19 protein-coding genes and 1 pseudogene are annotated in these 24,633 nt (G+C 59.0%); 5 read left to right on the forward strand and 15 right to left on the reverse strand.

Translation table 11 applies throughout. The features are described from left to right. Window positions 1-15: 15 nt before the first annotated feature. The 13 genes and pseudogenes from wecB to mtnA form a co-directional block, all read right to left on the reverse strand. A complete protein-coding gene (wecB, locus tag HX866_RS14940) occupies window positions 16-1,146 on the reverse strand; it encodes a non-hydrolyzing UDP-N-acetylglucosamine 2-epimerase (RefSeq protein WP_177140048.1) in 1,131 nt (376 codons plus the stop codon). A gap of 100 nt (window positions 1,147-1,246) precedes the next feature. Then, the gene (gene wbjC, locus HX866_RS14945; RefSeq protein WP_177140049.1) at window positions 1,247-2,365 is read right to left on the reverse strand and encodes a UDP-2-acetamido-2,6-beta-L-arabino-hexul-4-ose reductase; all 1,119 of its coding nucleotides are present in this window, start codon (window positions 2,363-2,365) and stop codon (window positions 1,247-1,249) included. A gap of 3 nt (window positions 2,366-2,368) precedes the next feature. Beyond that, complete coding sequence (locus tag HX866_RS14950; RefSeq protein WP_177092503.1) at window positions 2,369-3,403, reverse strand: polysaccharide biosynthesis protein; 1,035 nt, start codon at window positions 3,401-3,403, stop codon at window positions 2,369-2,371. Between the two features lie 826 nt (window positions 3,404-4,229). After that, window positions 4,230-4,523 carry an integration host factor subunit beta gene (gene ihfB, locus HX866_RS14955; RefSeq protein WP_177092504.1) on the reverse strand — a complete coding sequence of 98 codons (294 nt, stop codon included), beginning with the start codon at window positions 4,521-4,523 and terminating at the stop codon, window positions 4,230-4,232. 122 nt (window positions 4,524-4,645) lie between these two features. Further along, a complete protein-coding gene (locus tag HX866_RS34355; RefSeq protein ID WP_256344926.1) occupies window positions 4,646-4,927 on the reverse strand; it encodes a hypothetical protein in 282 nt (93 codons plus the stop codon). A 186-nt stretch (window positions 4,928-5,113) separates the two neighbouring features. After that, on the reverse strand, window positions 5,114-6,805 hold the full coding sequence (rpsA, locus tag HX866_RS14960; RefSeq protein ID WP_100939090.1) for a 30S ribosomal protein S1: 1,692 nt from the start codon (window positions 6,803-6,805) through the stop codon (window positions 5,114-5,116). 120 nt (window positions 6,806-6,925) lie between these two features. Next, on the reverse strand, window positions 6,926-7,615 hold the full coding sequence (gene cmk / locus HX866_RS14965; RefSeq protein WP_177092505.1) for a (d)CMP kinase: 690 nt from the start codon (window positions 7,613-7,615) through the stop codon (window positions 6,926-6,928). A gap of 20 nt (window positions 7,616-7,635) precedes the next feature. Next, a pseudogene (locus tag HX866_RS14970) lies at window positions 7,636-8,571 on the reverse strand (prephenate dehydrogenase/arogenate dehydrogenase family protein); the annotation flags it as partial. Continuing rightward, window positions 8,564-9,676 carry a histidinol-phosphate transaminase gene (gene hisC, locus HX866_RS14975; protein WP_177092507.1) on the reverse strand — a complete coding sequence of 371 codons (1,113 nt, stop codon included), beginning with the start codon at window positions 9,674-9,676 and terminating at the stop codon, window positions 8,564-8,566. The pseudogene HX866_RS14970 and the gene hisC, both read right to left, overlap by 8 nt. 11 nt (window positions 9,677-9,687) lie before the next feature. Continuing rightward, window positions 9,688-10,782: a prephenate dehydratase gene (gene pheA, locus HX866_RS14980; protein WP_017129662.1), complete on the reverse strand. Its 1,095-nt coding sequence runs from the start codon at window positions 10,780-10,782 to the stop codon at window positions 9,688-9,690. Then, the gene (serC, locus tag HX866_RS14985; RefSeq protein ID WP_100939218.1) at window positions 10,782-11,867 is read right to left on the reverse strand and encodes a 3-phosphoserine/phosphohydroxythreonine transaminase; all 1,086 of its coding nucleotides are present in this window, start codon (window positions 11,865-11,867) and stop codon (window positions 10,782-10,784) included. Before serC ends, pheA begins: the two co-directional genes overlap by 1 nt. 198 nt (window positions 11,868-12,065) lie before the next feature. Beyond that, complete coding sequence (gyrA, locus tag HX866_RS14990; RefSeq protein ID WP_177092508.1) at window positions 12,066-14,711, reverse strand: DNA gyrase subunit A; 2,646 nt, start codon at window positions 14,709-14,711, stop codon at window positions 12,066-12,068. A gap of 327 nt (window positions 14,712-15,038) precedes the next feature. Further along, window positions 15,039-16,115, reverse strand: a complete 1,077-nt coding sequence (gene mtnA / locus HX866_RS14995) for an S-methyl-5-thioribose-1-phosphate isomerase (RefSeq protein WP_177100202.1) — start codon at window positions 16,113-16,115, stop codon at window positions 15,039-15,041. Window positions 16,116-16,224: 109 nt separating this feature from the next. Between mtnA and HX866_RS15000 the strand changes: the two genes are divergently transcribed. The 5 genes from HX866_RS15000 (at window position 16,225) to HX866_RS15020 (ending at window position 21,008) form a co-directional block, all read left to right on the forward strand. Then, window positions 16,225-17,556 carry a TRZ/ATZ family hydrolase gene (locus HX866_RS15000; RefSeq protein WP_177140050.1) on the forward strand — a complete coding sequence of 444 codons (1,332 nt, stop codon included), beginning with the start codon at window positions 16,225-16,227 and terminating at the stop codon, window positions 17,554-17,556. A gap of 98 nt (window positions 17,557-17,654) precedes the next feature. Next, a complete protein-coding gene (ubiG, locus tag HX866_RS15005) occupies window positions 17,655-18,353 on the forward strand; it encodes a bifunctional 2-polyprenyl-6-hydroxyphenol methylase/3-demethylubiquinol 3-O-methyltransferase UbiG (protein WP_100939083.1) in 699 nt (232 codons plus the stop codon). Between the two features lie 3 nt (window positions 18,354-18,356). After that, window positions 18,357-19,028 (forward strand): N-acetylmuramic acid 6-phosphate phosphatase MupP, encoded by a 672-nt coding sequence (gene mupP / locus HX866_RS15010; RefSeq protein WP_177092511.1) that lies wholly within the window; start codon window positions 18,357-18,359, stop codon window positions 19,026-19,028. Between the two features lie 36 nt (window positions 19,029-19,064). Further along, window positions 19,065-19,805 carry a YciK family oxidoreductase gene (locus tag HX866_RS15015; RefSeq protein WP_177092512.1) on the forward strand — a complete coding sequence of 247 codons (741 nt, stop codon included), beginning with the start codon at window positions 19,065-19,067 and terminating at the stop codon, window positions 19,803-19,805. A 276-nt stretch (window positions 19,806-20,081) separates the two neighbouring features. Continuing rightward, window positions 20,082-21,008 carry a GGDEF domain-containing protein gene (locus HX866_RS15020; RefSeq protein WP_177092513.1) on the forward strand — a complete coding sequence of 309 codons (927 nt, stop codon included), beginning with the start codon at window positions 20,082-20,084 and terminating at the stop codon, window positions 21,006-21,008. Window positions 21,009-21,170: 162 nt separating this feature from the next. On the opposite strand, the gene HX866_RS15025 is transcribed toward HX866_RS15020, so the two are convergent. Next, a complete protein-coding gene (locus HX866_RS15025; RefSeq protein ID WP_218177331.1) occupies window positions 21,171-21,935 on the reverse strand; it encodes a TenA family transcriptional regulator in 765 nt (254 codons plus the stop codon). A 79-nt stretch (window positions 21,936-22,014) separates the two neighbouring features. Further along, on the reverse strand, window positions 22,015-24,474 hold the full coding sequence (locus tag HX866_RS15030; RefSeq protein ID WP_177100194.1) for an EAL domain-containing protein: 2,460 nt from the start codon (window positions 24,472-24,474) through the stop codon (window positions 22,015-22,017). Window positions 24,475-24,633: the final 159 nt, after the last annotated feature.

A 24,633-nucleotide genomic window follows, 5' to 3' on the forward strand; every position in this document is an offset into this window, starting at 1 on the left:
CAACTGCGAACTCAATCAGTATTGCTTCCAGACAGTACGCATGACATAGTCACGGTAGCTGTGAATGATCCTCACGACCTTCTCCGCGACGTTGGGCATGCTGTAATCAGCAACTTGCCGCAAGCTCCGCTCTGCCCCCCGGTGCTGGCTCTCCAGAACCTGCAAACCCTGCAACGCACGATCAACTTCCAGCCCGACCATCATGACCGCAGCCTCCTCCATACCTTCAGGACGCTCGTGGGCTTCACGAATATTCAGCGCTGGGAAATTGAGGATCGACGACTCCTCATTGATAGTGCCGCTATCGGACAACACAGCCTTGGCCGTTAGTTGGAGCTTGTTGTAATCCTTGAAGCCCAGGGGCTTGAGCAGGCGTACGTTCTCATGAAAGGTCACCCCCATCGCGTCCACTCGCTTCTGCGTGCGCGGGTGAGTAGAGACAATAACCGGCAAGTCGTAGTGAGCCGCCACGGTGTTCAACACATCCACCAGCTTGAGGAAGTTTTTGTCGGAGTCGATGTTCTCTTCACGATGAGCACTGACCACAAAAAACTGACCCGCTTCGAGCCCTAGTCTAGCCAGAACATCAGAAGACTCGATCCCCCCCCGATAATGGTTGAGCACCTCGAACATCGGGCTGCCGGTCTTGATTGTCATGTCCGGCGCTAGCCCCTCGCGCAACAGATAATCCCGAGCAATGGAGCTGTACGTCAGGTTTATATCAGCCGTGTGGTCGACTATCCGACGATTGATTTCCTCAGGAACACGCATATCAAAACAACGATTACCGGCTTCCATATGGAAAGTAGGAATCTTGCGGCGCTTGGCGGGGATGACAGCCATGCAGCTATTCGTATCGCCCAAAACCAGCAGCGCTTCCGGTTTTTCTTCTTCGAGGACGCGATCCACAGCGATGATCACGTTGCCGATGGTCTGCGCACCACTGGCACCGGCAGCGTTCAGAAAGTGATCCGGCTTTCGAATACCGAGATCCTGGAAGAAGATCTCATTCAATTCATAGTCGTAATTCTGCCCCGTGTGCACCAGCACATGCTCACAATGCTGATCCAATTCGGCGATGACGCGAGAAAGCCGAATGATTTCAGGCCGAGTTCCAACTACCGTAACAATTTTAAGTTTTTTCATCGTAAAACTCTATTAAAACCTTTAACAACGCAGAGCGGTTCGACAGGCTCATTGACAATTGGCCTATCACCGGCTATCGACTCCACCCCGACACCGAATACTACAATGATGACTCTAGTGGCATCGCATAAGTATCGGGGCGCTCACGATCAAAAATTTCATTTGCCCACAACATCACGATCATCTCATGCTCACCGACGTTCGTAATATCATGAGTCCAGCCTGGCACCGTCTCGACGACTTGCGGGCGCTCACCAGTAGTGACCAGCTCGTAAAATTCCTCGGAGACAATATGACGAAAACGAAAACGGGCTTCGCCCTTGATCACTAAAAACTTTTCAGTTTTCGAATGGTGATAATGACCGCCACGCGTAACACCAGGATGTGCCGTGAAATAAGAGAATTGGCCGCTGTCGCCAGTCTTGAGCATCTCGACGAAAACACCCCGTGGGTCACCATACTTAGGTACCTCATACGTGAAGCTTTCCACCGGTAAATAACTTACGTAGGTAGAATACAAGGCTCGAACCAGCCCCGTTCCGACCGGCTCACTGATAAGCGTACTACGGCTATCACGAAAAGCATTCAACTGCTCCGCCAATTCACCAACGCTAATATTATAATCGGGGCGTACTTCGACATAAGGTGAACCAAACAAGTCACCGTCCATCACCGCAATAAAGTGTCCGATCACATCATCTATATAAACAAGATCAAGACGCGTATGCCGATCATTAATCTGTATAGGCAAGCCACGGGTGATATTGTGACAAAAAGTAGCCACCACCGAGTTATAATTCGGACGAGCCCATTTACCAAACACATTCGGGAGCCTGAACAAGTGTACGGGAGAGCCGTGAGCGCCCTCCAAATCGAGCAACACCTGCTCGGCTGCCCGCTTGCTACAACCGTAGGGATTATCCAGCTCCGCCTGGCTGGAAGAGGTGTAGAGCACAGGCGTCTTTTTCCCACTGGCCTTTAATGCATCACACAGGGCCAAGGTCAGGTCGGTATTGCCTACCTTGAACTCCTCTGGTGACTTCGGACGATTTACCCCCGCCAGATGGAAAACGAAATCCACCTGCGACATCAACGGCAACAACTGAGCAGTATCATCGTCACGCGTAAAAGAAATAATCTCGATGTCCTTGCGCTCGCCCAGCTGTGCAACCAGATTCTTACCTACGAAACCATTGGCGCCGGTGATCAATACCTTCATCGATCACTCCTCTGGAGTGGCGTATTCACCACCCTTGATAGCCCGCATAAACTCGAGCTTGAGCAATAGCTGCTGCATGCCTTCGACACTCAACCGCTCGGTATTGTGTGAATTATAATCGTCCATCTGCGAGATTTTTTCTTCACCTTGCTCGACGTATTTAGAGTAGTTCAGATCGCGCAGATCCGGTGGAATGCGGTAGTACTCCCCCTTATCCTCGGCACAGGCCATTTCCTCGCGACTGAGCAACGCCTCGTAAAGCTTCTCACCGTGACGCGTACCAATGACCTGAATAGGGTGGTCCGGCTTATCGAGCATGAGGACAAGGGCCCGAGCCAAGGTCTCGACAGTTGCGGCAGGCGCCTTCTGTACGAACAGGTCACCGTTGCGCCCATGCTCGAAAGCGTACAGTACCAAATCAACGGCATCGGCCAGCGTCATCATGAAACGGGTCATATTGGGATCAGTCAGCGTAAGCGCGTTATTCGCGCGAATCTGCTCGATAAACAGAGGGATTACCGACCCCCGCGAAGCCATCACGTTTCCGTATCGGGTACCGCAGATGACGGTCTTGCTGTCATCGACATTACGCGACTTGGCAACCATGACTTTCTCCATCATCGCCTTGGAGATACCCATCGCGTTGATCGGGTAAACCGCCTTGTCTGTGCTCAGGCAGACCACACGCTTCACAGCATTCTGAATCGCCGCCTCCAGGACATTCTCGGTACCGATGACATTGGTCTTCACGGCTTCCATCGGATGAAACTCGCAGGAAGGAACCTGCTTCAGCGCCGCCGCGTGAAAAATGTAATCCACACCACGCGTAGCATTCAAAATGCTTTGATAGTCGCGCACATCGCCGATATAGAACTTCAGCTTGGGGTTGGAGTACAGCTTGCGCATGTCATCCTGCTTCTTCTCGTCGCGACTGAAGATGCGGATTTCAGCGATTGGGCTGTCGAGGAAGCGCTTGAGGACGGCATTTCCGAAGGAACCGGTACCACCAGTAATAAGAAGAGTTTTTCCGCTGAACATATTAGACCCTAAAACAATGCGCGCGACTCGATAGTCATTCAATCGATAGTGGCGCTGAATAAATCAATTCGTCTCTTGCAGCCCACCAAGATGGCTGGTCAACACAGAGCCGCGAGCCCTTTGAAAACGAAAACTCGCAGCAAGGGCGCTCCTTACCCCTGTAATCACGACAACCTTGTCAATCCGGCAAGAACGTGAGCCCCTACAGGCACTGAAATACAAACGAATCGACGTAGCTCGTCATACCAACTGACATCATACTCCGCCATCCGACGCCCGTTGTGGCGAGATGACTCCATTTTACTGAAATCTTCATCGCACCGAGTCGCTTACCAATACATTTCGATGACCAGGTAACGTCCCACCTCATTGGATACTGCAAAAAATATCCCTGTGCAGAGACCTTGCCTGAAGTGACCTTGCAGTTCAAGCCAAGCCAAGCCAAGCCAGCCCACCCCTCCCATTCCCTGACGCACCACTCAGGAAACAGTCGATTGAAAACACAAAAACCGCAGACAGCCGAAGCGAAGGATGCGGGCCCTCACCCCTAACGTGAAAACAGAATGGAAATTTCAGAGTAATCTCAATCGAACGGCCGCAAAAAAAACAAGCAACCAGCTTGTACGCCCCTGTACAGAAACGCATTCGAGAAGAAAGCCACAACGGGCAACGCCAGCATCAAACTATACTCAGAGCTGAATATAACCAAAGGGCGGCAGGACAAGACAACCAAAAAACACTCAACACCTCGGCCTTGCATTGACCAAGAAGAGCAGGGGGCACATCATCAATAATCAGCCGGGACAGATGAGTCGTCCCTCACGATTCAAATATCGTCTTCTTCTTCATTCACCCGATCCCGCAGCTCCTTCCCCGGCTTGAAATGCGGTACAAATTTCCCATCCAGACTCACCGACTGCCCGGTCTTCGGGTTGCGCCCAACCCGCGGGGCGCGGTAGTGCAGCGAAAAGCTCCCGAACCCACGGATCTCGATCCGATCCCCGGTTGCCAGGCACTGGGACATTTGCTCAAGCATAGTCTTGATGGCCAGCTCCACATCCTTGGATGAAAGCAGCCCCTGATGGGTGACAATTCGTTCGATCAGCTCCGACTTCGTCATATTTTTCCCTTCTTTTTCAAGCAGCTAGGAAAGTACTTCGAAGGTTTTAGCATGAGCGGAGGGTTTTGAACAGCCCATCTATTGACTTATCTACACCCAGAAGAAACAAGAAATGGGATCGCCTAATTACAAATCACCAGCATGGTACGAGTAACAGCCCCAGCTGGGTTCCAGCCGAAAAGATATCCATCTCCCTCGTCCTTGGCATCACTGGACCGGGTGACGATCTTATAGCCCTGAGCCTTGCACTCCTGGGCCGCCCGCTGGTAACACTTGTCCCAATCCCCCCCTAGCCCCGAGCAATCGATCTCGATACCACTCACGCCTCGCCTGACGTGAGTCGTAGCCTGGGTAACGCACCCCGCGAGTAACAACAACGCGAGGACAACCATTAGCTTGCTCATTCCACTCCTTACTGGCGCGCTCCCTGAACCGCTCACGGAGCACAAACGCGCGATACCGACGACAAACGTTTTTACACTGATAAATGAGACCGCCGCTACCCTGAATTCGTTTCAGACTTTGAACGTCAAATCGCGGGCACAAAAAAGGGCGACCGAAGTCGCCCTTTTTCTATGGTCCAACAGAACTTAGTTCTGTTTTTCCATCTGTGCACGCAGCAGAGCACCGAGGGTGGTGTCGACTGGAGCATCCGAAGCAGCTGGCTTGTCGCGCAGGCTCTGGATGGCTTCTTTTTCGTCTTCAACGTCTTTCGACTTGATCGACAGCTGGATCACGCGGCTCTTGCGGTCAACGCTGATGATCTTGGCTTCTACTTCTTCGCCTTCTTTCAGAACGTTGCGCGCGTCTTCAACGCGGTCACGGCTGATTTCGGAGGCTTTCAGAGTCGCTTCGATATCGTCGGCCAGAACGATGATGGCGCCTTTGGCGTCAACTTCTTTCACGATGCCTTTAACGATGGCGCCTTTGTCGTTAACCGAGACGTACTCGGAGAACGGGTCGCTTTCCAGTTGCTTGATACCCAGGGAGATGCGCTCGCGCTCTGGGTCAACCGACAGGATAACGGTGTCCAGCTCGTCGCCCTTCTTGAAACGACGTACGGCTTCTTCGCCCACTTCGTTCCAGGAGATGTCGGACAGGTGAACCAGACCGTCGATGCCGCCGTCCAGACCAATGAAGATACCGAAATCGGTGATCGACTTGATGGTGCCGGAGATCTTGTCGCCCTTGTTGAACTGGCCAGAGAAGTCTTCCCATGGGTTCGACTTGCACTGCTTGATGCCCAGGGAGATACGACGACGCTCTTCGTCGATGTCCAGAACCATAACTTCCACTTCGTCGCCGACTTGTACGACTTTCGAAGGGTGGATGTTCTTGTTGGTCCAGTCCATTTCGGAAACGTGTACCAGGCCTTCAACGCCTTCTTCCAGCTCAGCGAAGCAGCCGTAGTCGGTCAGGTTGGTAACACGAGCGGTGACGCGAGTGCTTTCTGGGTAACGGGCTTTGATAGCAACCCATGGATCTTCGCCCAGTTGCTTCAGGCCCAGGGAAACACGATTGCGCTCGCGATCGTACTTCAGAACCTTGACATCGATCTCGTCGCCAACGTTGACGATTTCCGATGGGTGCTTGATACGCTTCCAAGCCATGTCGGTGATGTGCAGCAGGCCATCGACGCCACCCAGATCGACGAATGCGCCGTAATCGGTGAGGTTCTTGACGATACCTTTGACTTGCTGACCTTCCTGCAAGGATTCCAGCAGAGCTTCGCGCTCGGCGGAGTTCTCGGCTTCCAGGACGCTGCGACGGGAAACGACAACGTTGTTGCGCTTCTGGTCCAGCTTGATGACCTTGAACTCGAGCTCTTTGCCTTCCAGGTGCGTGGTGTCGCGCACTGGACGGACGTCAACCAGAGAACCTGGCAGGAACGCACGGATGCCGTTAACGTCGACAGTGAAGCCGCCTTTAACCTTACCGTTGATAACGCCCTTGACCACTTCTTCGGCTGCGAAGGCTGCTTCCAGAACGATCCAGCATTCAGCGCGCTTGGCTTTTTCACGGGACAGCTTGGTTTCACCAAAGCCATCTTCAACCGAATCCAGCGCCACGTGAACTTCGTCACCGACGTTGATGTTCAGCTCGCCAGCATCGTTGTAGAACTGTTCCAGCGGGATCAGAGCTTCAGACTTCAGACCGGCGTGGACAGTGACCCAACGAGCTTGGTAATCGATATCAACGATAACACCGGTGATGATCGAACCAGCCTGAAGATTAAGGGTCTTCAAGCTCTCTTCAAAGAGTTCCGCAAAGCTTTCGCTCATTTTAATTCCTGTTGATAAGGGCGAAGAATACGCCCATCTGCCACACCCCAGACGGTGTGGGTTACGTTCATATGAAAGAGGCCATGCAGGACTATGACTGGTCCCCTGCACACCTCTTGGTCACCCGGCGATATCGCGAATGGCGATCTCGCTCATGATGCGTTCCAGCACCTGCTCGATGGACAATTCCGTGGAATCCAGCTGTATGGCGTCAGCCGCCGGCTTGAGCGGGGCTACCGCTCGCTGGGTGTCACGCTCATCACGTGCACGTATCTCATCTAGCAGACTCGACAGACTAACATCATCGCCCTTGGCCTTCAACTGCAAGTACCGGCGACGAGCACGCTCCTCGGAGCTGGCCGTCAAGAAAATCTTCAGCGGCGCATCGGGAAACACCACCGTGCCCATGTCCCGGCCATCGGCCACCAGCCCCGGAGGCTCCTGGAACGCCCGCTGGCGCTGCAGCAAAGCTTCACGCACCGCCGGCAATGCCGCCACCTGGGAAGCCCAGGCACCGACCTGCTCGTTGCGGATATCTTCGGTGACATCGTCGCCCTCAAGAATGATCCGCGCCGCACGCTCACTGGTCGCGCCGAGGAACTGCACATCCAGATGAGCGGCCAGGGCCTTGAGGAGCTCTTCGTTGGTCAGGTCGACGCCATGGTTGCGCGCGGCGAACGCCAGCAGCCGATAAAGGGCGCCGGAATCCAGCAGGCACCAGTTCAGGCGCTTGGCCAGGATGCCGGCGACCGTGCCCTTGCCCGAACCGCTCGGCCCGTCAATGGTGATAACTGGAGCTTGAATATTCACGAGCGTGCCTCTTTGTGATCATCATTGGCGTTCTGGGTACCCTTGCGGGCCCGACGAGCCAGAATTCTGCCGAAATGCTCGCGCGCCGCTTGCGCACGCTGGAATACCTCCAGCAACTGCGGCCCATCCCCGGCATCGACGGCATCGCGCAAGACGTCCAGGTCACCGCGAAAGGTGTCCAGCGCCCGCAGGACCGCTTCCCGATTGGCCAGAAAGATATCGTGCCACATCACCGGATCGCTGCCAGCTATCCGCGTGAAATCACGGAAACCACCCGCCGCGTAGCGAAAAATCTCCAGGTTCTCGTTGCGCTTGGCCAACGAATCCACCAGGCCGAAGGCCAGCAGGTGCGGCAGATGGCTGGTTGCCGCCAGCACTTCGTCATGACGCTCGACCTGCATGTGCTCGACATCCGCACCCAGGGCCCGCCAGAGCGCATCGACCGTCGCAACCGCCGACGGATCGGTCTCGGCCAACGGCGTCAGGATCACCTTGTGGCGACGGAACAGCACACTGTTGGAGGCCTGCACACCGCTCTGCTCGGACCCGGCAATCGGGTGTCCCGGGACAAAGCGCGATGGCATGCAGCCAAAGGCCCGACCAGCGGCACGCACGACATTACCCTTGGCACTGCCGACATCCGTAAGGATCGCCTGGCCCAGGTCCATGCCCGCCAGCAGGCCAAGCATTTTCTCCATGGCCAGGATCGGCACCGCCAGCTGAATCACATCGGCGCCCTGGCAAGCCGTCGCCAGGTCAGCCTCGCAGCGATCGACCACACCCAGCTCGACGGCCAGTTCACGGGAGAGCGGATCAAGATCAACGCCCACCACTTCCTGGCACAGACCGCTTTCCCGCAGGCCCTTGGCGAAGGATCCGCCGATCAACCCCAGACCTACCACCACAAGGCGGCCGATCATAGGCTTTACAGATTGCATCGACATGACATCAACCACGGGCCAGAACCTTGGCCAGCGCCTCCAGCAAACGACTGTTCTCACTGGCCAGGCCAATGCTGACCCGTAGGTGCTTCGGCAGGCCGTAGCCGGCCACCGGACGCACGATCACGCCTTCACGCAGCAAGCCTTGATAAACCGGACCGGCCTCACGACCGACATCGACCGCGATGAAGTTCGCCTTTGAAGGAATCCAGCTCAACCCCAACTGGCGAAAACCTTCTTCCAGTTGCTGCATGCCGGCTTCGTTCAAGCTCCGGCTGCGGGCGACATACTCGGCATCGTCAAGGGCGGCACGGGCCGCCACCAGCGCCAGGCTGTTGACATTGAACGGCTGGCGAACACGATTGAGGATGTCCGCCACGGCAGGTGACGACAGCGCATAACCGACGCGCAAGGCCGCCAGGCCGTAGGCCTTGGAGAAGGTCCGCGAAACCAGCAGGTTCGGGTAGCTCGCCAGGTAGTTCAAGCCATCCGGCAGATCGACGCCCTCGGCATACTCGATATAGGCCTCGTCCAGCACCACCAGGACATCCTGCGGCACGGCGACAAGAAACGCCTCCAGTGCCTGCGGGCCGAACCAGGTGCCGGTCGGGTTGTTCGGGTTGGCGATAAACACCACACGGGTGTTTTCATCGATGGCCGCGAGCATTGCCGTCAGGTCATGCCCCCAGTCCTTGGCCGGCGCCACACGAGCCTCGGCGTTCACCGCCTGGGTCACGATGGGATAGATGGCAAAGGCGTGCTCACTGAACACCGCATTCAACCCCGGCGCCAGATAGGCGCGGGCGACCAGCTCGAGAATGTCGTTGGAACCGTTGCCCAGGGTCACCTGACTGGCCTGCACCCGGCACAGCTCGGACAGACGCTGCTTGAGTTCGAAACCATTGCCATCGGGATAACGGGTCAGATCTGCCAAGGCATCCTGAATCGCCGCCAGGGCCTTGGGACTGGCCCCCAGGGGATTTTCGTTGCTCGCCAGCTTGATGATCCGCGCCGGATCGATATCCAGCTCACGGGCCAGCTCGTCCACGGGCTTGCCCGGAACGTAAGGCGACAGTTGTTGCACGCCCGGCTGCGCCAGGGCGAGGAAGTTACCGCTCATGATCAACGCCTTTACAAAACCGCTTTCGGGTAGGAGCCCAGCACCTTGAGGGCGACGGCTTCCTGACTGATCTTCTCCAGCACACCCTTGACCAGCGGATCACGGTGATGGCCGACGAAGTCGATAAAGAACACATACGTCCATTTACCACTGCGCGAAGGCCGGGTCTCGATACGCGTCAGGTCAATCCCGTTGTCGTGGAACGGCACCAGCAGCTCATGGAGCGCGCCAGGCTTGTTGCTCATGGAAACAATGATCGAAGTCTTGTCGTCGCCGGTAGGCGGGACTTCCTGGCTGCCGATCATCAGGAACCGCGTGGAGTTGTCCGGACGGTCCTCGATTTTCTCCGCCAGGCGGGTCAAGCCATACAGGCCGGCCGCCATATCGCCGGCAATCGCCGCCGAATTCCACTCACCCTTGACCCGCTTCGCCGCTTCGGCGTTGCTCGAAACCGCCACGCGCTCGACGTTCGGATAGTGGGCGTCCAGCCACTTGCGGCACTGGGCCAGGGACTGGGCGTGGGAGTAGATGCGGCTGATGCTGTCGGTCTTGGTGTTTTCGCCCACCAGCAAATGGTGGTGAATACGCAGCTCGACTTCACCGCAAATCACCATGTCGTGTTCGAGGAAACTGTCGAGGGTGTGGTTGACCGCACCCTCGGTGGAGTTTTCCACCGGCACCACACCGAAATTCACCGCACCCGCCGCCACTTCGCGGAAGACTTCGTCGATGGCCGCCATCGGTTTGCTGATCACCGCATGGCCGAAATGCTTCATCGCCGCGGCCTGGGTGAAGGTCCCTTCAGGGCCCAGGTAAGCCACTTTCAGCGGCTGCTCCAGGGCCAGACAGGAAGACATGATCTCGCGGAACAGCCGCGCCATCTCTTCGTTGCCCAGCGGTCCCTGGTTACGTTCCATGACCCGCTTGAGCACCTGAGCTTCACGCTCGGGACGATAGAACACCGGCACTTCGCCTTCGGCCAGCGAGGCCATTTTTACCCGCGCGACTTCCTGGGCGCAGCGTGCACGCTCGCTGATCAGTTCGAGAACTTTCTCATCGAGGCTGTCGATACGCAGGCGCAGTGCCTTGAGTTCTTGCTCGGACATTAGCCGTGTTCCTTCTCGAACGCTGCCATGTATGCCACCAGCGTGTTCACCGCGTTGATGTCGACAGCGTTGTAAATGGAGGCGCGCATGCCACCCACCGAACGGTGGCCCTTGAGGTTCAACAGGCCCTGCTCTTCGGCGCCGGCCAGGAATGGTTTGTCCAGGCGGTCGTCGGCCAGGCGGAACGGCACGTTCATCCAGGAGCGGTTGGTCTTGTTGATCGGGTTGCTGTACAAGCCGCTGGCGTCGATGAAGTCATACAGCGTGCGCTGCTTGATTTCGTTGAGCTTGCCGATGGCTTCGACACCACCTTGCTCCTTGAGCCACTCGAAAACCAGGCCCGACAGATACCAGGCCAGGGTCGGCGGCGTGTTGTACATGGAGCCGTTGTCGGCCGCGACCTTGTAGTCGAGCATGGTCGGGCAGATCGAACGGGCGCGACCCAACAGGTCTTCGCGGACGATATTGACGACGATGCCGCTCGGGCCGATGTTCTTCTGCGCACCGGCGTAGATCATGCCGAAACGGGAAATATCCACCGGACGCGAGAGGATGTCCGAGGACATGTCGGTCACCAGCGGTACGTCGCCGGTTTCCGGAATCCAGTCGAATTCCAGGCCACCGATGGTTTCGTTCGACACATAGTGAACATAGGCCGCGTCTTTCGACAGCTTCCACTCGTTCTGGCCGGGAATGGCGAAATAGTCATAGGGCTTGGCGCTCGCGGCAACATTGACGTTACCGAAACGCGAGGCTTCCTCGATGGCTTTCTTCGACCAGATACCGGTCTCGATGTAGTCGGCCTTGCCGCTTTCAGGCAGCAGGTTCAACGCCACCTGGGCAAATTGCTGACTGGCGCCGCCCTGCAGGAACAGCACCTTGTAGTTCGAGGGAATGTCCAGCAGGTCACGCAGATCCTGCTCGGCCTTGGTGGCGATGGACACGAACTCATCGCTGCGATGGCTCATTTCCATGACCGACAAGCCCTTGCCGTGCCAGTCGAGCAGCTCGGACTGGGCACGCAAAAGGACAGCTTCAGGCAGCGCAGCAGGACCCGCGCAGAAGTTATAGGCTCGTTTGCTCACATCCACTCTCGCTATGCTTTTCAATACACACACCGCCCATTCTACGCTGTCCCCTGTAGGAGCGAGCTTGCTCGCGAAAAACGCAAGAGCAACTCGACACCCCTGACACAACGAAGCGGCCGAATAACGACCGCTTCGCGTTCGATCGCGAGCAAGCTCGCTCCTACAATAGCAACAACGACAGAGGCAGGCGCCTAATTAGTCCTGCGGTTCAGCTTCGTCGGTTGCAGCGTCAAGCTGCTGATCGTCGATCAGCACGTCGCCGTCGAACTCGACGCCGTCTTCACCTTCCAGCTCTTCGCCTTCGACTTCCGATGGCTCCTGGACACGCTCCAGGCCCACCAGCGTTTCATCACTGGCCAGCTTGATCAGCGTCACGCCCTGGGTATTACGGCCCAGGCTGGAGACTTCATCGACACGGGTACGCACCAACGTGCCCTGGTCGGAAATCAGCATGATCTCCTCACCGTCGAGCACCTGCACCGCACCGACCAGACGGCCGTTACGCTCGTTGCTGACCATGGCGATCACGCCCTGGCCGCCACGTTTGTACTCGGGGAACTCGCCGATCGCGGTGCGCTTGCCGAAGCCGCGCTCGGAAGCCGTGAGGATCTGGCTGCCTTCTTCCGGGATGATCATGGAGATCAGCTTCTGGCCTTCGTTCAGGCGCATGCCGCGCACACCGCGGGCCGTACGGCCCATGGCGCGGACGTCGGACTCCTTGAAGCGGGTGACCTTGCCAGCGTCGGAGAACAACATGACCTCACGCTCGCCATCGGTGATCGCGGCGCTGATCAGCACGTCGCCTTCGTCCAGTTCCAGGGCGATCAGACCCACGCTGCGCTGGCGGCTGAAGGCCTCCAGCGGCGTCTTCTTCACGGTACCGTCGGCGGTCGCCATGAAGATGAAGTGACCTTCGGTGTATTCCTCCACCGGCAGCATGGTGGTGATGTATTCACCCTCATCCAGCGGCAGCAGGTTCACCAGCGGACGACCACGGGCGGCGCGGGAAGCTTCGGGAATTTCGTAGGTCTTGAGCCAGTACACCTTGCCCTTGCTGGAGAACAGCAGCAGCGTGGTGTGGCTATTGGCAACCAACAGGTGGGCAATGTAGTCCTCATCCTTGACGCCGGTCGCCGACTTGCCTTTACCACCACGGCGCTGGGCCTGGTAGGCCGCCAACGGCTGGGTCTTGGCGTAGCCGCCGTGGGAAATGGTCACCACGCGCTCTTCTTCCGGGATCATGTCACCCAGGGTCAGGTCCAGGCGGGCATCGAGGATTTCGGTACGACGCACGTCACCGTACTCGGCACGAATCACTTCGAGTTCTTCGCGGATCACTTCCATCAGGCGCGTGGCGCTGTTGAGGATGCGGATCAGCTCGCCGATCTGGTTGAGGATCTCTTGATACTCGGCCAGCAGCTTCTCGTGTTCCAGGCCGGTCAGACGGTGCAGACGCAGTTCCAGAATGGCTTGCGCCTGTTCCGGCGACAGGAAGTACTTGCCGTCACGCAGACCGTATTGTGGGTCCAGGGTTTCCGGACGGCACGAATCGGCACCGGCACGCTCGACCATCGCCACGACCGCGGACGATTCCCAAGGCATGCTGATCAGCGCTTCCTTGGCTTCCGACGGCGTCGGCGAAGCCTTGATCAGCGCGATGACCGGGTCGATGTTCGACAGCGCAACCGCCTGGCCTTCGAGGATGTGTCCACGCTCGCGGGCCTTGCGCAGTTCAAACACGGTACGCCGGGTCACGACTTCGCGACGGTGACGGACGAAAGCTTCCAGCAGATCCTTGAGGTTGAGGATCCGTGGGCGACCGTCGATCAGCGCCACAATGTTGATGCCGAACACGCTCTGCAACTGGGTCTGGGCGTAGAGGTTGTTGAGAATCACCTCCGGCACTTCGCCACGACGCAGCTCGATAACCACGCGCATACCGTCCTTGTCGGACTCATCGCGCAGTTCGGTGATGCCTTCGAGCTTCTTCTCTTTGACCAGTTCGGCGATCTTCTCGATCAACCGGGCCTTGTTCAACTGGTACGGCAGTTCGGTGATGACGATCTGCTGGCGACCGCCGACCTTGTCGATATCCTCGATGGTCGAGCGGGCGCGCATATAGATGCGTCCGCGACCAGTGCGGTAGGCCTCGATGATGCCGGCACGGCCGTTGATGATCGCGGCGGTCGGGAAGTCCGGCCCGGGGATGAACTGCATCAGGTCATCGACGGTCAGCTCGGGGTTGTCGATGAGTGCCAGGCAACCGTCGATGACTTCACCGAGGTTGTGCGGCGGGATGTTGGTCGCCATGCCCACGGCGATACCGCTGGAGCCGTTGACCAGCAGGTTGGGGATACGGGTCGGCATGACCGCCGGGATCTGCTCGGTACCGTCATAGTTCGGCACCCAGTCCACGGTTTCTTTATGCAGGTCGGCCAGCAGCTCGTGCGCCAGCTTGGTCATGCGCACTTCGGTGTATCGCATGGCCGCGGCGTTGTCGCCGTCCACGGAACCGAAGTTACCCTGGCCATCGACCAGCAGGTAACGCAAGGAGAATGGCTGTGCCATCCGAACAATGGTGTCGTAGACCGCGGTGTCACCGTGCGGGTGATACTTACCGATCACGTCACCGACCACACGGGCAGATTTCTTGTACGGCTTGTTCCAGTCGTTACCCAGTTCGCTCATCGCGAACAGCACACGCCGGTGCACGGGCTTCAAGCCATCGCGCGCATCAGGCAGTGCCCGCCCGACAATTACGCTCATCGCGTAGTCGAGGTAGGACTGTTTCAGCTCGTCTTCGATATTGACCGGGAGGATTTCTTTGGCCAGTTCGCCCATGAGAAGCCTGATTCCTTTTTCTGGTGAAACTTCGTCACATCCATATGGGACGAACGAAGCTCGCCGCCGCGGGCCTGATGCCCTGCAACGACTTACGACAAATCAACGAGTTATGCCTTGGATCTGCGCAGTGAAGGCAGCCGCTTCGGGCTACCCTGGAAACCGTCGGATGTTATCACAATCGCCGCCACGCACCTACCCCGGCAGAGGCAAGGAAGTAGACGGGCGGCCGCTGTAACCGACCGAGAGCGCGCCGAGAGAGGCTCAGAGGCCGGATGACCGTCTCCCAGGCGTGCAAAATAGCCCTTGGCCGGGGACAAAAACCGGTCAATGCAGACGTTTGCGACACATCAACTGCGTCATCTTCGCGGTATCAGGGCGTTCGACAATGCCTTTTTCGGTCACGATGACATCGATCAAATCCGCCGGCGTCACATCGAAGACCGGGTTGAAGGCCTCCACTTCGGCCCCGACCCGATGACCACCGACACTCAACAGCTCGCTGCCGTCACGCTCCTCGATCGGAATGTCGTCGCCACTGGCCAGTTCCATGTCGATGGTCGAACTCGGCGCCACCACCATGAAACGCACGCCATGGTGCATCGCACAGACCGCAAGCTGATAGGTCCCGATCTTGTTGGCCACGTCGCCATTGGCGGTAATACGATCGGCACCGACGATCACCCAGGTCACGCCCTTGGTCTTCATGATGTGCGCGGCGGCCGAATCGGCGTTCAGGGTCACCGGAATGCCTTCGTTGGCCAGCTCCCAGGCGGTCAGGCGCGAGCCTTGCAACCAGGGCCGGGTTTCATCGGCATAGACCTGCTCGACCATGCCTTCCAGGAAGGCGCCGCGAATCACTCCCAGGGCGGTACCGAAGCCGCCAGTGGCCAGGGCGCCGGTATTGCAGTGGGTCAGGATCGCCTGGGCATTGCCCTGGTGCTTGCGGATCAGGTCGACCCCCAATTGCGCCATGGTCAGGTTGGCCTCGCGATCACTTTCATGAATCGCCACCGCCTCGGCCTCCAGGGCCGCCAACGGGTCGGCGCCGTCCTTGACCCGCTCCAGACGCTCGCGCATACGGTCCAGGGCCCAGAACAGATTGACCGCGGTCGGTCGCGAGTTCGCCAGCAGGGCAAAGTCGGCCTCCATGGCGGCCCGCCAGTCGCCACCCTCGGCGATTCGCGCTCGCGCCGCCAGCGCTACACCGTAGGCCGCACTGATACCGATGGCCGGCGCACCGCGCACCACCATCGAGCGGATCGCCTCGGCGACGCCTGCAGCACTGTCGTAAGCCAACCAGGTTTCCTCGAACGGCAGAATGCGCTGATCGAGCAGATACAAGGCACCATCACGCCAATCGATGGCCTTCACTTTTTCCGCAGCCAACAACCGATCGCGCATGATTCACCCCATACTCCGGAACAAAAGCCGCCGATTATAGCGATCCCCCTGCGAGGACGCTCGGGTATACTTCGCCATTATTTCAGATAAAGCCCGGAAGCCGTCCACGATGCCGAATACAGCCGCCCCGCTCGATCTTCTCCTGCTCCCGACCTGGCTGGTCCCGGTCGAGCCTGCCGGCGTGGTACTCAAGGAGCATGGGCTGGGCATTCGCGACGGGCACATCGCCTTTATCGGCCCCCGGGCCGAGGCCTTGAAACTCGGCGCCAAGGAAGTCCGCGAACTGCCGCAAAGCCTGCTGGCCCCTGGCCTGGTCAATGCCCACGGGCATGCCGCCATGACCCTGTTTCGCGGCCTGGCCGACGACCTGCCGCTGATGACCTGGCTGGAACAGCATATCTGGCCCGCCGAAGCCAAATGGGTCGATGAAGCCTTCGTCCGTGACGGCACGGACCTGGCCATTGCCGAGCAACTCAAGGGTGGCATCACCTGCTTCTCGGACATGTACTTCTTTCCTAAAGTCGCCAGCGACCGCGTACACAACAGCGGCATTCGCGCGCAGATCGCCATTCCGATCCTCGACTTCCCGATCCCCGGCGCCGCCAGCGTCGATGAGTCGCTGCGCCAGGCCATCGAGCTGTTCGGCGACCTCAAGCACCATCCACGGATCAAGATTGCCTTCGGCCCCCATGCACCCTACACCGTTGGCGACGAAAACCTGGAAAAAGTCCGGGTCATCGCCGAAGAACTCGATGCCGCGATCCACATGCACGTCCATGAAACCGCCTTCGAAGTGCAGCAGTCCCTGGAGCAACGCGGCGAACGGCCGCTGGCACGCCTGGGCCGCCTCGGCTTGCTCGGCCCGCGCTTCCAGGCCGTTCACATGACCCAGATCAGCGATGACGACCTGGCGTTGCTGGTAGAAAGCAACAGCAGCGTGATCCACTGCCCGGAATCGAACCTGAAACTGGCCAGTGGTTTCTGCCCGGTGGAGCGTCTTTGGCAATCCGGCGTGAACGTGGCCGTGGGGACCGACGGCGCGGCGAGCAACAACGACCTCGACCTGCTCGGCGAAACCCGCACCGCCGCCCTGCTGGCCAAGGCTGTCGCCGGCTCCGCCACGGCACTGGACGCACATCGCGCGCTGCGCATGGCAACCCTCAATGGCGCACGGGCCCTGGGCCTGGAGCAGGAGATCGGTTCGCTGGAAGTCGGCAAGGCTGCGGATATGGTCGCCTTCGACCTGTCGGGCCTGGCCCAGCAGCCGATCTACGATCCGGTGTCGCAGTTGATCTACGCCAGCGGCCGCGACTGTGTGCAACATGTCTGGGTCGGCGGCAAGCCGCTGCTTGAAGACCGTCGCCTGACCCGCATGGACGAACAACAACTGGGCGCGACCGCCCGGGCCTGGGGCCAGCGCATCGGCGGTCACGCGCATTGATTGACGCGCCAGAGCGCGTATTGAATTGAAGATATTGAAGATGGCGCAACGCCCCGCGGGCGACATCAACCTGATTTCCAAGTTTTAGAGGACAGTCCATGAGCAACGTCGACCACGCTGAAATCGCCAAGTTCGAAGCCCTGGCCCATCGCTGGTGGGACCGTGAAAGCGAGTTCAAGCCGCTTCACGACATCAACCCGCTGCGGGTCAACTGGATTGACGAGCGAGTCAAACTCGCCGGCAAGAAGGTCCTCGACGTCGGTTGCGGCGGCGGCATTCTCAGCGAGGCCATGGCCCAGCGCGGTGCCACCGTGATGGGTATCGACATGGGCGAAGCGCCCCTGGCCGTGGCCCAGTTGCACCAGCTGGAATCCGGGGTCAGCGTCGAGTATCGGCAGATCACCGCCGAAGCCCTGGCCGAGGAAATGCCCGAGCAGTTCGACGTGGTGACCTGCCTGGAAATGCTCGAGCATGTCCCCGACCCGTCCTCGGTGATCCGCGCCTGCTTCCGCATGGTCAAGCCCGGCGGCCAGGTGTTCTTCTCCACCATCAACCGCAATCCCAAGGCCTATCTGTTCGCCATTGTCGGCGCGGAATACATCATGGGCCTGCTGCCACGCGGCACCCACGACTTCAAGAAATTCATCCGTCCCTCCGAGCTGGGCGCCTGGAGTCGCGAAGCCGGACTGGCGGTCAAGGACATCATCGGCCTGACCTACAACCCCCTGACCAAGCACTACAAGCTGGCGGCGGACGTTGACGTCAACTACATGATCCAGACCCTGCGCGAGGAGTAACCGATGCGCTTGAGAGCGGTTCTCTTCGACATGGACGGTACCCTGCTCGACACCGCGCCGGACTTTATCGCCATCTGCCAGGCCATGCTCGCCGAGCGTGGCCTGCCGCCGATTGCCGATCGGGCGATTCGCGACGAGATCTCCGGCGGTGCACGCGCCATGGTCGCCGTGACCTTCATGATGGACCCCGAGTCGCCGGGCTTCGAGACGTTGCGCCAGGAGTTCCTCGAGCGCTACCTCAAGGCCTGCGCCGTCCATAGCCGCCTGTTCGACGGCATGGCCGAGTTGCTGGCCGATATCGAGAAAGCCAATCTGCTCTGGGGTGTGGTCACCAACAAGCCACTGCGCTTCGCCGAGCCGATCATGCAACAACTGGGGCTGGCGGAACGCTCGGCCTTGCTGATCTGCCCGGACCACGTGAAGAACAGCAAGCCCGATCCGGAGCCGCTGATCCTCGCGTGCAAGATGCTCGACCTCGACCCGGCCAGCGTCCTGTTCGTCGGCGATGACCTGCGTGATATCGAGTCCGGTCGCGACGCCGGCACCCGTACCGCCGCGGTGCGCTACGGTTATATCCACCCGGACGACAACCCGGATCACTGGGGCGCCGATGTGGTGGTCGATCACCCGCTGGAGTTGCGCAAGGTATTGGATAACGCGCTGTGCAGCTGTTGAGCCCGTCAGCCGTTTTAGATTTGTAGAGGTTTAGCCATGTTCGATTATTCCGCCCGCCCCGACCTGCTCAAGGACCGCGTCATCCTGGTCACCGGTGCCGGCCGTGGCATCGGCGCCGCCGCCGCCAAGACCTATGCCGCCCACGGTGCCACCGTGCTGCTGCTGGGCAAGACCGAAGCCAACCTGAGCCAGGTCTACGACGAAATCGAAGCCGCCGGCCACCCGCAACCGGCGGTGATCCCCTTCAACCTGGAAACCGCCCTGCCGCACCAGTACGACGAATTGGCGGCCATGATCGAAACCGAATTCGGCCACATCGATGGCCTGCTGCACAACGCCTCGATCATCGGCCCGCGCACGCCACTGGAACAGCTGTCCGGTGAAAACTTCATGCGCGTCATGCACATCAACGTCAACGCCATGTTCATGCTGACCAGCACCCTGCTGCCACTGCTCAAGCTGTCCCAGGACGCCTCGGTGATCTTCACTTCCAGCAGCGTCGGTCGCAAAGGTCGCGCCTACTGGGGCGCCTATGGGGTGTCCAAGTTCGCCACCGAAGGCCTGATGCAGACCCTGGCCGACGAGCTTGAGACCGTGGCCCCAGTGCGCGCCAACAGCATCAACCCCGGCGCCACCCGCACCAGCATGCGGGCCCAAGCCTACCCTGGCGAAAACCCGGAAAACAACCCGATACCCGAGCACATCATGCCGGTCTACCTGTACCTGATGGGGCCCGACAGCAGCGGCGTCAACGGCCAGGCCTTCGACGCACAGTAAGCCTCTGCGCCTCACCCTGCCGCGCGTGCCGGAATACCGGCACGCGGCAACCTAGTTCCAAAAAGCCATCAGCCAAAGTCAAACAACTGCCGCCCTTGCCGCCCAACTGCAACCCTCCCCTCGAAATCAATTGCCTGAATTCAAACGACTTTTATTCGATTGAACTGATTGGCACGACTTTCGCTCTAACTTTCTCAACACGCAGCGCGGGACTGGCTTTCAAACCGCTCTCGCCCACCCTGTAAGACCGTATTTTGTGCTTAGGGGCTTGCCACTATGAAAACGCCGACCCAGACCAACGCAATTGATTTTGATCGCGCCAGATTGCAACGTCTGGGCTTTGGCCAGCTTCCGCCTGCCCTGCAACGCCCCATCAGCCTGGCGCAATTACGTCATCAACTGGCCTTGCAGTTGCAGATCAGCCTGGAGCCGGAGCGCATCCTGGAAATCTTCTTCCGCGAGATTCAGCGCGTGGTGCCACTGGACGCCCTGAGCTACCTGCACCCGGACAGCGACTTGCGCCTGGAATTCGGCCATCGCGGGCACCACCTGATCAGCTACAGCCTCAGCCATGAAGGCGAGCAACTGGGTGAGTTGATATTCCGTCGCAACACCCGCTTCAGCGAACAGGAGCTGAGCAACCTGGAGTCACTGCTGGCAAGCCTGCTGTACCCGATGCGCAACGCCCTGCTCTACCGTGCCGCCACGCGCTGCGCACTGCGCGATCCGCTGACCGAAACCGGCAACAGAATCGCCATGGAGCAGGCCCTGCAACGGGAATTCGAACTGGCACGCCGCCATGGCCAGCCGATCTCGGTGCTGATGCTGGATATCGACCATTTCAAACAGATCAATGACAACCACGGGCACGGCACCGGCGACAAGGTGCTGAAAATCGTCGCGACGTCGATCAAGGACCAACTGCGCAATGTCGACCGGGTATTTCGCTACGGCGGCGAAGAGTTTCTGATTCTGCTGTCCAACACCCATCGCGAAACCGCGGCCATGGTCGGTGAACGCCTGCGTCATGCAGCGCAAGCGCAGGATTACGATTGCGACGGCCAGTTGATCAACCTGACGGTGAGCCTGGGTTGCGCCACGTTATTACCGGGAGAGTCCACTGAAAGCCTGCTGCGCCGCGCGGACAATGCCCTGTATGTGGCCAAACGAGAAGGCCGCAACCGCCTGGCAATGGCGGGCTGAGTCACAGCCTGGATAGGCCTAGCAAGACCATCGCCAGCAAGCCGGCTCCCACAAAAAGCTGTTTTGTCACAGCACTAGCGCCGTGCCCAGCTTATGTGAGAGCCAACTTGCCGACGATGAGGCCGGCAGGAGCGATGCAAGCTTAAAAGCAAGCCGGCACAATCAGCCCTCGGCGAAGGCGGCCTGACGCTCGCGGGAGGCCGGAGCCTTTTCCGCATGCTCCAACTGCATGCAACGTTCGAGGAACAGGTACATGTAGTCGTAGCTCTTGCAGACGGCCTGCCGCAACTCGACCTGCAAAGCCTTGGCAGGATTGTTACCTGCCAGGGTACAGATGATTTCCAGGGCTTCCCACGGATGGGCATCATCGTACTGGGCGTGCATCTTCAACCACTTCATTGCCCGCTTGCGGTCCTCCTCCGGAAAGGCTGCCGCATACACCCCCGTCGAACACACCAGCGCCGACCACTCGCCGGTGGCCCCTTCGATGGCGTAGTTGGTGGCGGCAATCGCGATGATCAACGGGTCGGCCGAGCTGGTATGCCAGCACCAATGACTCAACGCGTGCAACTCGGGCGGTACCTGCTGCTCCTGCAGATCCTCCAGGGTCACGCCGTGGGCCCGGCTCCAATGCAACCAATAGTCGGCGTGATTCAGTTCCACGCGAATATTGCGCATCAGCCAACGCCGCGCCATGTCCTCGCCGGGATGACGGGCAAAACGGGTCTTGGTGAGGTTTTGTGCCATGTATAACGCAAACTGTTCAACCACCGGCCAGCCGCCAATCAGATAATGGCGCATGGTTTTCGCGCTCAACCTGTTGTCGCGCATCCGCTGGTAAAGTTCGTGTTCGACAACCCGGCGCTTGCTCTCGCTACAATCCTGGATGAGCTGTTGCGCCCAGGCAGGATAGCTGGAGGCCTCCATAAGCGGGCCGGTTCTGCTGAATGTGTCGATCACTGTCGGGCTCCTTCTGAATGGTGATTTAAGCAGATCAGCAAAGGTTTCAGCGGAATGTACCAGGCGCCTTGAACAGGAGAGGCCGGGGCCGGGCGGGTCGACACAACAGGCTGTCACAGGTGAATAACTGCGGTCGCTCTACAATGTAGCCTTGAGCATAGTCGACACCGATCTCGAGCAGGGCCTGCTCAATCTGCGGTGTTTCAACGAATTCTGCAATCGTTCGCTTCCCCATGACATGGCCGATGTGATTGATCACCTCGACCATGGCGCGGTTAATCGGGTCGTCCAGCATATCCTTTACGAAACTTCCATCGATCTTCAGGAAGTCTACAGGCAAATGTTTGAGATAGGCGAACGAAGACATTCCCGCGCAAAAATCGTCCAAGGAGAACCGACAGCCCAAGTTCTTGAGTTCATTGATAAATCGTATGGCGCTGCCGAGATTGGAAATGGCGCTGGTTTCAGTTATTTCGAAACAAATCATATCCGGTGGAATCCCATGCACCCGGAACTGCTCATGCAGGAAGCCGAGGAAACCCTCGTCGCCAATGGTGGTGCCCGACAGATTGATCGCACACATCGCCATGACCCCCTCGCGCTTCTGGGCAATGCATTCGGCAATGACCTTGAAGACGTTCTGCACCACCCAGCGATCCAACTGGATCATCAGGCCATAACGCTCGGCGGCCGGAATAAAGCTGTCGGGCAGGATCATTCGGCCGGCTTCGTCATGCAAACGCAGGAGGATTTCCACGTGCCCACCGGAGTGGTCGGCGGGCCCTAGCGCGGCAATTTCCTGGGCATACAGGCAGAACCGGTTTTCCTCCAGCGCCATGTGCAAACGCTGGACCCAGGCCATCTCACCGAAGCGCAAGGACAATTCCGAGTCGTCGGCGTGATACACCTGGACCCGGTTGCGGCCCTTCTCCTTGGCCATGTAGCAGGCCATGTCCGCCGCCCGCAGCGAGGCCTCCAGGGTGGCCGGTGCCTGGGCGATGTGCACCAGGCCAATACTGACCGTGGTCACGAACGGCCGTCCCTTCCAGACAAAATGCAGGTTCTGTACCGTCTGGCGCAGGCCTTCGGCGATCTTTTCCGCAGCGTCCGCCGGGCAGTTCTCCAGCAGGATGCCAAACTCGTCACCGCCCAGGCGGGCCAGGGTGTCGCCCTCCCGCAGCCCGGATTGCAACAAGGCACAGATATGCCGGAGCAATTCATCGCCGGCGGCATGACCGCAGGTGTCATTGACCAGCTTGAACTGGTCCAGGTCGAGGAACATCAACGAGTGGCGCGCCGGCTGACGACTCAGATTGTGCAGCGCCTGTTCCAGGCGATACTCGAATTCACGCCGGTTGGCCAGGCCCGTCAAGGCGTCATGGGTGGCCTGCCAGGACAGATTGGCGATGTACTGCCGCTCCTGGGTCATATCGTGCAGCACCAGCACCGCGCCACTGACTTTGCCGGCGTTGCGGATCGGCGCCCCCACCAGCGTCACCGAGACGGTGCTGCCGTCCAGGCGCTGGATCAGCTTGGAATGCTCGCTGCCACCGCCCAGCCGGCCAGTGAGAATATGTTCGATCAGGGTAAAACCTTCGTCCTGGGCATTTTCGTCGAGCAGGTTGAACAGCGCCGCCAGGGGCAAGCCATAGGCCTGTCCGGCTTTCCAATGGGTCAAGTGCTCGGCCGCCGGATTCATATAGGCGATGGAGCCTTCCACATCGGTGGTGATGACCCCGTCACCAATCGACTCCAGGGTAATCTGCGCCCGCTCTTTTTCCAGTTGCAAGGCATCGGCAAATGCATGGCGCTGGGCCAGTAGCTTGTGCGTGCGCAGCAAGGCCAGGGCGATCAGGACCAGGGCGGTGGCCAGGTTGGTGATCAGCAGCAAACGGAGAATGACCCGCGAACCTTCGCCCAAGGCATCGCTGAAGGCTTTCGCCGCCGGCGTCACGCCATCATTGATGGCAAATATCTGGCTCTTCCAGCGCTGGATATCGGCATTGCTCTCCTGGTTGCCGGAGATCGCCCTGTGCATCTGCTGGGCGACAGCGTCCAGTTGCACCAGATAACTGTCGCCCACCGTCCATTTTTCAATGGCCCGCTCCAGATAACTGAAATGCCGAAAGTTGAGGTACAACCAGATGATGCTGGAGGCATCGTCGGGGTGGTTGCCGCCTTGCAGGATCCCGCGCCGGGCTGCGGCCAGATCCGGAGTGGGCGCATCCAGGGCAACCCGCAGGTCGTGCCCGCCCTGAGGCACGGCAATCGCCTCCTGGTATTTGCGGAAAATCGTTTCGTCGCGGCTGTCAGCGTACAGATTGAGGTAATAGATCGCGTCCTTCTGGCCCTTGGACCAGAGGCTCTCACCCGCCACATATCCGCGCACCGCAGAAAGCACGTAGAGGCTGAGGCAGCCCAGCAAGGCCTGAAACAGGACAACGGCAATAAATGGCCAGACAATGCCCAATAGCCGTGGCGTTCCGAGAGTCCGCGTTTGCTTCATGAGATCCCTTGCATCAGCACTACCAGATGAGCACTCGAGAGAAATCCACTCCTGATAGCACAGCCTAGGCTAATTTCCACGCTATCGAAGGGATCCACGCCCCCTTACCAGATCGCTGGAATTCATCCCGTGCTCGTACGCACAGAGGAAAAAGTCTTT

This window comes from Pseudomonas gingeri, assembly GCF_013386165.1.
GTDB classification, from domain to species: Bacteria; Pseudomonadota; Gammaproteobacteria; order Pseudomonadales; family Pseudomonadaceae; genus Aquipseudomonas; species Aquipseudomonas gingeri_C.

Coding starts and splice junctions, on each gene's coding strand:
- wbjC (WP_177140049.1), bottom strand. CDS start 2,365: ATGAAGGTATTGATCACCGGCGCCAATGGTTTCGTAGGTAAGAATCTG.
- mtnA (WP_177100202.1), bottom strand. CDS start 16,115: ATGCGCGATCGGTTGTTGGCTGCGGAAAAAGTGAAGGCCATCGATTGG.
- wecB (WP_177140048.1), bottom strand. CDS start 1,146: ATGAAAAAACTTAAAATTGTTACGGTAGTTGGAACTCGGCCTGAAATC.
- HX866_RS14950 (WP_177092503.1), bottom strand. CDS start 3,403: ATGTTCAGCGGAAAAACTCTTCTTATTACTGGTGGTACCGGTTCCTTC.
- ihfB (WP_177092504.1), bottom strand. CDS start 4,523: ATGACGAAGTCGGAGCTGATCGAACGAATTGTCACCCATCAGGGGCTG.
- pheA (WP_017129662.1), bottom strand. CDS start 10,782: ATGTCCGAGCAAGAACTCAAGGCACTGCGCCTGCGTATCGACAGCCTC.
- hisC (WP_177092507.1), bottom strand. CDS start 9,676: ATGAGCGGTAACTTCCTCGCCCTGGCGCAGCCGGGCGTGCAACAACTG.
- HX866_RS34355 (WP_256344926.1), bottom strand. CDS start 4,927: ATGAGCAAGCTAATGGTTGTCCTCGCGTTGTTGTTACTCGCGGGGTGC.
- ubiG (WP_100939083.1), top strand. CDS start 17,655: ATGAGCAACGTCGACCACGCTGAAATCGCCAAGTTCGAAGCCCTGGCC.
- gyrA (WP_177092508.1), bottom strand. CDS start 14,711: ATGGGCGAACTGGCCAAAGAAATCCTCCCGGTCAATATCGAAGACGAG.
- HX866_RS15000 (WP_177140050.1), top strand. CDS start 16,225: ATGCCGAATACAGCCGCCCCGCTCGATCTTCTCCTGCTCCCGACCTGG.
- HX866_RS15030 (WP_177100194.1), bottom strand. CDS start 24,474: ATGAAGCAAACGCGGACTCTCGGAACGCCACGGCTATTGGGCATTGTC.
- HX866_RS15015 (WP_177092512.1), top strand. CDS start 19,065: ATGTTCGATTATTCCGCCCGCCCCGACCTGCTCAAGGACCGCGTCATC.
- rpsA (WP_100939090.1), bottom strand. CDS start 6,805: ATGAGCGAAAGCTTTGCGGAACTCTTTGAAGAGAGCTTGAAGACCCTT.
- HX866_RS15025 (WP_218177331.1), bottom strand. CDS start 21,935: ATGGAGGCCTCCAGCTATCCTGCCTGGGCGCAACAGCTCATCCAGGAT.
- HX866_RS15020 (WP_177092513.1), top strand. CDS start 20,082: ATGAAAACGCCGACCCAGACCAACGCAATTGATTTTGATCGCGCCAGA.
- mupP (WP_177092511.1), top strand. CDS start 18,357: ATGCGCTTGAGAGCGGTTCTCTTCGACATGGACGGTACCCTGCTCGAC.